This window comes from Lentzea sp. NPDC092896, from assembly GCF_044754905.1.
Lineage (GTDB): Bacteria > Actinomycetota > Actinomycetes > Mycobacteriales > Pseudonocardiaceae > Lentzea.
Window position 1 is genome coordinate 1 of record NZ_JBIVPX010000021.1, and the last position, 8,442, is coordinate 8,442.

Genomic DNA, 8,442 nt, shown 5'->3' on the forward strand with positions numbered 1-8,442 from the left:
CCTACCTGCATGCAGCAAGAGCTGTGGTGCGACTCGTGACGGGACCCCACCGCCCAGCCCGTTCGGTAAGGACGGCTCGCCTTCGGCTTCGCGGGTGATCAGTTGGTGTTGCGGTGAACCTGACCGGTGAGTCAGGCGTCCTTCGGGTGGCGGGAATGTCCGAAGTTCGCTTCGGCATACTGGGATTTCTGCAACAGCGAACTACGAGGTGCGATTTCACGTGTGCGGAGTGCTCGGACTCATCTGTTCCACCGAAGCAGCTGCGGTCTCCGCGCGTGCCTCTGTGGCCGCAGCACTGCGCTGCCAGCGGCACCGTGGGCCCGACGAGCAGGACACCTGGGCTGATGCTGAGGTCGTCTACGGGTTCAACCGGCTTGGTTTCATCGATCTTGAGCACTCGCATCAGCCGCTGGTGTGGGGGCCGCCGGAGAACCCGACGCGGTACACGCTGAACTTCAACGGCGAGATCTACAACTACAAGGAGCTTCGTTCGGAGCTCATGCGGAAGTTCGGGGCCCAGTTCAAGACCAAGGGTGATGGCGAGGCCATCGTCGCCGGCTATCACTTCCTCGGTGCTGACTGGGTCAAGATGTTGCGCGGCATGTTCGCGTTCATGATCTGGGACGCGCAGGAGCGGGTCGTTTTTGGCGCTCGCGATCCGTTTGGGATCAAGCCGTTGTACTGGGCCGCTGGGCCCGGTGGGGTTGGCTTCTCGTCCGAGAAGAAGAGTTTGTTGCAGCTGACCGGGGTGCTTGGCATCAGTCAGGAGCTGGATCAGACCGCGTTGCAGCACTACCTGGTGCTTCAGTACGTGCCTGAGCCTGAGTCGTTGCACAAGGCGATTCGGCGGGTGGAGTCCGGGACGTCGTTCCGGGTGTCGCCTGGTGGGCAGGTGCTGTTCAACCGGTACTTCAAGCCCGTGTTCTCGCCTCGGCCCGTTAACGGGGCGCACGAGGCTGAGGCGCTGTACGAGCGCATTGCTGACGTGATGCGTGACTCGGTGTCCAAGCACATGATTTCGGACCCGGACGTCACGGTCGGTGCGTTCTTGTCCGGCGGTATCGACTCCACGGCCACTGCGACGTTGGCGAAGCTGCACAACCCGAACCTCATCGCGTTCACCAGCGGGTTTGATCGTGACGGGTACTCCGAGGTCGATGTTGCTGCTGAGACGGCCGCGGCTATCGGGGTGCGGCATGTGGTTCGGACCGTGTCCGCCGACGAGATGATGGAAGAGCTGCCGCTCATCCTCTGGTACCTCGACGACCCGGTGGCGGACCCGGCGTTGGTGCCGTTGTACTTCATCGCGAAGGAAGCGCGTAAGTACGTCAAGGCTGTGTTGTCCGGTGAGGGTGCGGACGAGCTGTTCGGTGGGTACGTGATCTACCACGAGCCGTTGTCGTTGGCGCCCTTCGAGAAGGTGCCCGGTGGCGTTCGGAAGTTGATGGGCGCTGTGTCCAAGTCCATTCCGGAGGGTGTGCGCGGCAAGGATCTCTTGCGGCGTGGGGCGCTTCGGTTGGAGGACCGGTACTACGGGAACGCTCGCAACTTCAGTGATGATCAGGTGCGGGCGGTGTTCCCCGGTTACGTCGAGGGGATTGGCTTCAAGGACGTCACCGCGCCCTGGTACCGGGAGTCGGAGGACTGGGATCCCGTTGCGCGCATGCAGCACATCGACCTCTACACGTGGTTGCGCGGCGACATCCTGGTCAAGGCCGACAAGGTGACCATGGCCAACTCGATCGAGTTGCGGGTGCCGTTCCTCGATCCTGAGGTGTTCCGAGTCGCGGCCGAGGTGCCGCTCGACCAGAAGCTGACCGAAGGAACGACCAAGTTCGCGCTGCGCAGGGCGTTGGCGAAGATCATTCCCGCGCACGTGCTGAACCGGCCCAAGCTCGGGTTCCCGGTGCCGATCCGGTTGTGGCTGCGTGACGAGATGTACGACTGGGCGCGCGGGATCATCAACGACTCGCAGACCGGTCACCTGCTCGACAAGAACGCGGTGCTGGACCTGCTCGCCGAGCACAAGTCCGAGCAGTTCGACCGCAGCCGGCAGTTGTGGTCGCTGCTGTGCTTCATGATCTGGCACGGGATCTTCGTCGAGGGCCGGATCAGCCCGAAGGTGCCGGAGCCGGTGTACCCCGTCCGCCTCTGACGAGTGGTCTTGGCGACACATCTCCGTAAAAGGCTTGTTAGTTGCCATAGGCTAACCAAGTGGCCACTGTGGGGAGAAGCGCGCGTTCGACGTTCGTGATCGACACTCGTCCGTTGAAGATCGTCGCGTATCGCCGGTTGTGGCTCTCCACGATCGTGACGGCGGTGGGCTCCCAGCTCACCGCCGTTGCTGTGCCCAAGCAGGTCTACGACCTCACCGGGTCGTCCGCGTGGGTCGGCATCGCCGCCGGTGTGGCGCTCGTTCCGCTGCTCGTGTTCGGGCTGTGGGGCGGTGCGATCGCGGACACGGTCGACCGGCGCAAGCTGCTGCTCGTCACGAACATCGGCATCGCGGTCTCGTCGGTGCTGCTGTGGGCCCAGGCCGCGATGAACATCGGCTCGGTGTGGCTGGTGATCGCGTTGCTCGGCCTGCAACAGGTCTTCTTCGCGGCCAACGCGCCTGCCCGCTCCGCCTCGATCGCTCGGCTGGTGCCTGCTGAGCTGTTGCCGTCGGCCGGTGCGCTCGGGTCGACCGTCATGCAGTTCGGTGCCGTGCTCGGGCCGTTGCTCGCTGGTGCGTTCATGCCGATCGTCGGGCTCTCGACGCTGTATTTGGTGGACGCGATTGCGCTCGTCGTCACCGTTTACGCGGTGTGGAAGTTGCCGCCGATGCCGCCGCTGGACGGGGTGGTGCGGCGCGCCGGGCTGCGGGACGTGCTGGACGGCTTCACGTACCTGTGGGCGCAGAAGGTGCTGATGGCGAGCATGTTGCTGGACATCATCGCGATGGTGTTCGGCATGCCTCGGGCGCTGTTCCCGGAGATGGCCCAGCACACGTTCGGCGACCCGGCCGGGGGTGGGTTCGCGCTCGGAGTGCTGTTCGCGGCGATTCCCGTCGGCGCGGTGATCTGCGGACTCACGTCCGGGTGGATCTCGAACGTCAGCCGGCACGGCGTTGCGCTGACCTTGGCCGTGGTCGGGTGGGGGCTCGCGATCATGGGCTTCGGGCTGGCCGGGTCTATCTGGGTCGCGGCCGGGTTCCTGGCTCTGGCGGGCGCGGCGGACATGGTGTCGATGGCGTTCCGCGGCGCGATCCTGCAGTCGGCCGCGACGGACGAGATGCGCGGACGGATGCAGGGCGTCTTCATCGTCGTCGTCGCTGGTGGTCCGCGCATCGCGGACCTGTTGCACGGCACGGGTGGCGCGGCGTTCGGCACGGCCGCCGCGGTGTCGGTCGGTGGTCTGCTGGTGGTCGTGGCGTCCGTCGCGATGGTGGCGGTGCTGCCGGCGATCTGGCGCTACCGCGTCAGTTCCGCGAGCTGATCTCGGCCGGGTTCGGCTCGCTGATCCGCACATCGCCGCCCCAGTCGGAGAAGCGCGCCTCGTCGACGATCTGCACGCCCTGGAACTGGGTGACGAACGTGATGCGCACCGGCAGGCCGTTCTCGTCCAGTTCGATCTCGCCGGTGGAGCCCGGGACCTTCTGGTCCAGCGCGAGCTTGACCTCGGCGCGCAGGCCCTCGTCCTTCAGCGCGTCGTAGGCCTTCTGGTAGTCGACGGCGATCGAGTAGCGCGTGTGGCCGTTGATCTCCGCGGTCAGCTTGAGTTCGCCGCCCGCCTCCATCACCGGCAGGTGGTACGTCGTGAAGGCCGCCTGCTGGTAGACGACGTCGTGGAAGCCGAGCACCGTCGTGGTGAAGTCGTCGTCGGCCTTGCGGTCGAGCTTCACCCACGGCTTGTCCGCGGGCAGGCCGAAGACGGTCGTGGGCAGCTTCACGAACGCGGTGTCCTTCGTGGTGGAGACGAGTCGTAGTTCGACTGCCTCGCCGTCGGTCTGCACGGGACGTTTGGTGGTCGCGTCCATGCTCGGGACCTCGCCGCCCAGCCGGATCGAGCCGCTGGACGGGGCCCGCACGCCGCCTCCTGTGGGCGGTGGCGTGATGCTGAAGCGGTAGGTCCCCTTCTCGTTGATCGACTTGGTCACCGCGGCGATGATGCTCTTCACGTCGCGGTGCTGGGAGGCGTTCTCGGCCGGTGTCGGGGACGAGCAGGCGGTCAGCGTCACGGCGGCGGCGATCGCGAGTTTCATTCGAACTCCCATGCGGGAATTGTTACACCAATTGGGTGAGGTAGGCGTCCATTCCCGCTGGTAGCCAGGCAAAACGGGCAGAATCTTCGGGCATGGCTGAAGCGACTCCACAAACGGAGCAACCAGAGCTACATCGGGCGATAGGCCCGAAGCTGCTGCTGTTCTTTGTCGTCGGCGACATCCTCGGGACCGGCATCTACGCCCTCACCGGCAACGTGGCAGGCAAGATCGGCGGCGCTCTCTGGCTGCCCTTCCTGCTCGCGTTCGTGGTGGCGTTCCTGACCGCGTTCAGCTACCTCGAACTGGTCGGCAAGTACCCCAGAGCCGCCGGTGCCGCGCTGTACACGAACAAAGCGTTCGGGATCCACTTCTTGACGTTCATGGTCGCGTTCGCGGTCATGTGTTCGGGCATCACCTCGGCGTCGTCGGCCGCCCTCGCGTTCGGTCGCACGTACCTGCGTCAGCTGCTGGTGGAGTTCTTCGACCTCGCGCTCAGCCCGGAGTCGCTGGTCATCACCGGCATCGCGATCGTCTTCATCGCGGCGCTGGCGATCATCAACTTCCGCGGCGTGTCCGAGTCGGTCAAAGCCAACGTGGTGCTGACCTGCATCGAGCTGTCCGGTCTGGTGATCATCATCCTGATCGGCGCGTGGGCCGTCATCAACGGCGACGGCGAGCCCGGCAGGCTCACCGACATCCACGTCCCGTCCGGCAGCAACGTGGTGCTCGCGGTCACCTCGGCCACCGCCCTCGCGTTCTTCGCGATGGTCGGCTTCGAGGACTCGGTCAACATGGCCGAGGAGTGCCGCAACCCGGTCAAGATCTTCCCGCGCGCGATGCTGTGGGGCATGGGCATCGCGGCCCTGATCTACGTGCTCGTCGCGATCACGTCGTCGCTGCTGATCCCGGCCGACGAGCTCGCGAAGGCCGGCAGCAGCGCGTTGCTGAAGGTCGTCACCGTCGGCGCGCCCGGCTTCCCGCTGTGGATCTTCGCGTTGATCGGTCTGCTGGCCGTCATCAACTCGGCCCTGATCAACATGCTGATGGCGTCCCGCCTGCTGTACGGCATGGCGAACGAGAAGATCATCCCGAAGTTCTTCGGCGCCGTGCACCCGTTCCGCCGCACGCCGTGGATCTCGATCGTCTTCACGACCGGCGTCGCGGTGATCCTGGTGTCCACCGCGGACATCGGCAAGCTCGGCGGCACGACGTCGTTGCTGCTGCTGATCGTGTTCAGCATCGTCAACGTCGCGTGTCTAGTGCTGCGCAAGGAGAAGTCGGAGCACAAGCACTTCCGGGCGCCCACGTGGGCGCCGGTGCTCGGCGCGATCACGTGCGCGTACCTCGCGATCCCGTGGACGTCCGGGCGGCCGTTCGACGACTACAAGATCGCGGGCTGGCTGCTGCTGGCCGGGCTTGTGCTGTGGGGCATCAACCGCGTGCTGCACGGCAAGGTGGAGACCCACCCGGAGAACCTCGGCAAGTAGTTCTCAGTCGAGCAGGTGTTTGAGGAACCGGTCAGGCTCACCCAGGAAGTTGCGGGTGAGCCGGACCGGTTCCGCTGTGTCGTAGTCGATTTCGTCGATCGTGTCGGTGATTTCGAGGATCGTGGCGTTCGGGGCCGCGAGCAGGATCGGCGAGTGCGTGGCGATGATGAACTGCGAACCCTCTTCGACGAGTTCGTGCATGCGCCTCAGGACCGTGAGGCAGCCCTTGACGGACAGCGCGGCCTCCGGTTCGTCCAGCACGTAGAGGCCCTTGCTGCCGAACCGGTGGGTCATGAGGTCGATGAAGCTCTCGCCGTGTGAGCGCTCGTGCAACGACTTTCCGCCGTACGACGCGTGAATCCCCTGGCCGATCCGGTCGATCTCGGTGGCGACGTTGTAGAACGACTCGGCGCGCAGGAAGAAGCCCGTGCGGGGCTTTCTGGTGCCCCAGCTCAGGATCAGGTAGTCGCCCAGCGACGACTCGGTCGCCTTCGTCGCGAAGTGGAACGACTGGGTGCCGCCCTCGGCGTTGAACCCGGCCGCGACCGCGATCGCCTCGACCAGGGTGGACTTGCCCGCGCCGTTGTCCCCGGTCAGGAACGTGATGGGGCGCTTGAGCTCCAGCGGGTGCTTGATGAGGTGCTGGACGACCGGGAGCGTGTAGGGGTAGCGGTGAGTGTCGTCGACCTGGTCGAGGCGGATCCTGTGGATGAACGTCACGCCAGGCGTGCCAGTTCGACCGGGTCGTGCGCGCAGAAGACCTCGACTTCGCCCTGCGCCTTGAGTTCCTTCAGACGTTCCACATTGGACAGCCGCTGCTCGCGGATCGTCTCGGTCTGCTTGGCGGTGAGCTTGAGCGCGAAGATGTTGCTGGGCGGCGTTTCGACCTCGCCGCGGTAGAAGTACGCGTCGCCGGCGTGCAGCATCCAGCCGTCGTCGCCCTTGACCGCGATGCCCGTGTGGCCGCGGGTGTGGCCGATCAGCGGCACCATCAGGACGTCGTCCGGCAGGCCGGGGACGTCCTTGACGGCCTGGAACCCGAACCAGTCCTCGCCCTCCGCCTTGTGCGTCTCGAACGTGACGCCCTCGCGCTGCGCCTTCGGGTACCGCGCCCGTTCCTTGGTGTTGCGCGGGTTCGTCGCGGCTTCGAGTTCGGTGTCCAGCACGTGGACGGTGGCCTTGGGGAAGTCGCGCAGCCCGCCCGCGTGGTCCAGGTCGAGGTGGGTCAGCAGGACGTGCCGGACGTCGTCGGCCGTGTAGCCGCGCCGCTCGACCTGGCTGATCGCCGTCTCGGTGATGTCGAGCACCGGCTTGAGCAGCTTGCGGCTCAGGCCGTCGATCGTCGCCTTCGGGTTGGTCACCTCGTTCATGCCGAAGCCCGTGTCGACCAGCACGAGGCCCTGATCGGACTCGATCAGCAGGCAGTGGGCCACGAGACCGCCCGCTACCAGGGGCGGCCTGAACGTGGCGCAGTTGAGGTGATGAACCTTCATGGGCAAATCCTTCCGCTGGCCCCGTAGGCTTCAGCCTCATGTTGGGGATCTCGTACGAGGGTGCCACCGCCGTGATCACGACTGTAGGCGCGGGCCTTCGGTCTTTCGAGGTGGACGGTGTCCCGTACGTGGAGACATTCGGCGAGGACGAGAAACCGCCGATGAGCGCAGGGGCCGTGCTGGTTCCCTGGCCCAACCGGACCGCCGGCGCGTCCTGGGTGCTGGACGGGGTTCGGCAGCAGCTCGAAGTCACCGAACCCGCTCGCGGGAACGCGATTCACGGGCTGGTGCGGCGCCGTCCGTGGGCCGTGCTGGAGCACACCGGCTCGCTGGTGTCGTTGCGGGCGCTGATCGAGCCTCAGGCAGGCTGGCCTGCCGCTTTGGACGTCACCGTGTCCTACGCGCTGGATGATCGCGGACTGACCGTCACGCACGGGGTCACGAACGTCGGGGACGTCGCCACGCCGTTCGGTGTCGGCACGCACCCCTACCCGCGGGCCGGGAACGCTTCGACCGACTCGTGCACGTTGACGCTGGCCGCGACGACCGTGCTGCCGCTGGACACCGAGCGGATGGTGCCTTCCGGGCCGGCCGTGCCGGTGGAGGGGACCGAGTTCGACTTCCGGGGTGGGCGGGGGCTGGACGGGGTTCGGCTGGACACGCCGTTCGGGGGGTGTGAGCCTGGGGCGGACGGGCTGGTGCATCACACGCTGCTCGCCGAGACCGGTGGCGTCGAGGTTTGGGCGGATCCGGCGTTTCGGTGGGTTCAGGTTTACACGCCCGATTCTTATCCCGGGCGGGGGCGGGCTGTTGCTGTTGAGCCGATGACCTGTCCGCCGGATGCGTTGAACTCCGGGGTGGATTTGATCTGGGTTTCGCCTGGGGAGTCCTGGGGGGCTCGGTGGGGGATTCAGCCGCTGGTTTCTTAGGGGGCTGCGGCTTTGTGGGGTGGCTGGCTTGTGGGCGGCCACCTTGCGGGTGGGTCACCGTGCGGGCGGCCAGCTTGCGGGTGGCGACCTTGCGGGTGGTCACCTTGCGGGTGGGTCACCTTGCGGGTGGTCACCTTGCGGGTGGCGACCGGGCGGGTGGCGACCGGGCGGGTGGCGACCGGGCGGGTGGGTCACCTTGCGGGCGGCCAGCTTGCGTTGGGTGCTTCCCCTGGGGGCTCTGCCCCCAGACCCCCGGCAATCTGATCGGGGGGTCCGCGCCACACGCGGGT

General features: G+C 66.4%; 7 protein-coding genes. 4 read left to right on the top strand and 3 right to left on the bottom strand.

Annotated elements, in window-relative coordinates; all coding sequences use genetic code 11:
- The first annotated feature begins 220 nt into the window (after nt 1–220).
- Nucleotides 221–2,155, top strand: coding sequence for an asparagine synthase (glutamine-hydrolyzing) (asnB, locus tag ACIQF0_RS47570; RefSeq protein ID WP_360049319.1), 1,935 nt, complete (start codon nt 221–223; stop codon nt 2,153–2,155).
- Nucleotides 2,156–2,214: 59 nt separating this feature from the next.
- Nucleotides 2,215–3,477, top strand: coding sequence for an MFS transporter (locus tag ACIQF0_RS47575; RefSeq protein WP_360049318.1), 1,263 nt, complete (start codon nt 2,215–2,217; stop codon nt 3,475–3,477).
- Here the strand turns inward: ACIQF0_RS47575 and ACIQF0_RS47580 are convergent.
- A complete protein-coding gene (locus tag ACIQF0_RS47580) occupies nt 3,461–4,255 on the bottom strand; it encodes a hypothetical protein (protein WP_401041601.1) in 795 nt (264 codons plus the stop codon). The genes ACIQF0_RS47575 and ACIQF0_RS47580 overlap by 17 nt on opposite strands.
- Before the next feature lie 80 nt (nt 4,256–4,335).
- Between ACIQF0_RS47580 and ACIQF0_RS47585 the strand changes: the two genes are divergently transcribed.
- On the top strand, nt 4,336–5,730 hold the full coding sequence (locus ACIQF0_RS47585; RefSeq protein WP_360049315.1) for an APC family permease: 1,395 nt from the start codon (nt 4,336–4,338) through the stop codon (nt 5,728–5,730).
- Nucleotides 5,731–5,733: 3 nt separating this feature from the next.
- Here the strand turns inward: ACIQF0_RS47585 and ACIQF0_RS47590 are convergent, their stop codons facing one another.
- Together ACIQF0_RS47590 and ACIQF0_RS47595 are read right to left on the bottom strand one after the other, a co-directional pair.
- A complete protein-coding gene (locus ACIQF0_RS47590) occupies nt 5,734–6,450 on the bottom strand; it encodes an AAA family ATPase (protein ID WP_401041603.1) in 717 nt (238 codons plus the stop codon).
- On the bottom strand, nt 6,447–7,223 hold the full coding sequence (locus ACIQF0_RS47595) for an MBL fold metallo-hydrolase (protein ID WP_401041605.1): 777 nt from the start codon (nt 7,221–7,223) through the stop codon (nt 6,447–6,449). Before ACIQF0_RS47595 ends, ACIQF0_RS47590 begins: the two co-directional genes overlap by 4 nt.
- A 38-nt stretch (nt 7,224–7,261) precedes the next feature.
- On the opposite strand from ACIQF0_RS47595, the gene ACIQF0_RS47600 reads away from it, so the two are divergent.
- The gene (locus tag ACIQF0_RS47600) at nt 7,262–8,152 is read left to right on the top strand and encodes an aldose 1-epimerase family protein (RefSeq protein ID WP_401041607.1); all 891 of its coding nucleotides are present in this window, start codon (nt 7,262–7,264) and stop codon (nt 8,150–8,152) included.
- The last annotated feature ends 290 nt before the right edge of the window (nt 8,153–8,442 follow it).

Bases quoted from the DNA above. Each gene is read 5' to 3' on its own strand.
- ACIQF0_RS47580 (WP_401041601.1), bottom strand. From the start codon at position 4,255: ATGGGAGTTCGAATGAAACTCGCGATCGCCGCCGCCGTGACGCTGACC.
- ACIQF0_RS47585 (WP_360049315.1), top strand. From the start codon at position 4,336: ATGGCTGAAGCGACTCCACAAACGGAGCAACCAGAGCTACATCGGGCG.
- ACIQF0_RS47595 (WP_401041605.1), bottom strand. From the start codon at position 7,223: ATGAAGGTTCATCACCTCAACTGCGCCACGTTCAGGCCGCCCCTGGTA.
- ACIQF0_RS47600 (WP_401041607.1), top strand. From the start codon at position 7,262: ATGTTGGGGATCTCGTACGAGGGTGCCACCGCCGTGATCACGACTGTA.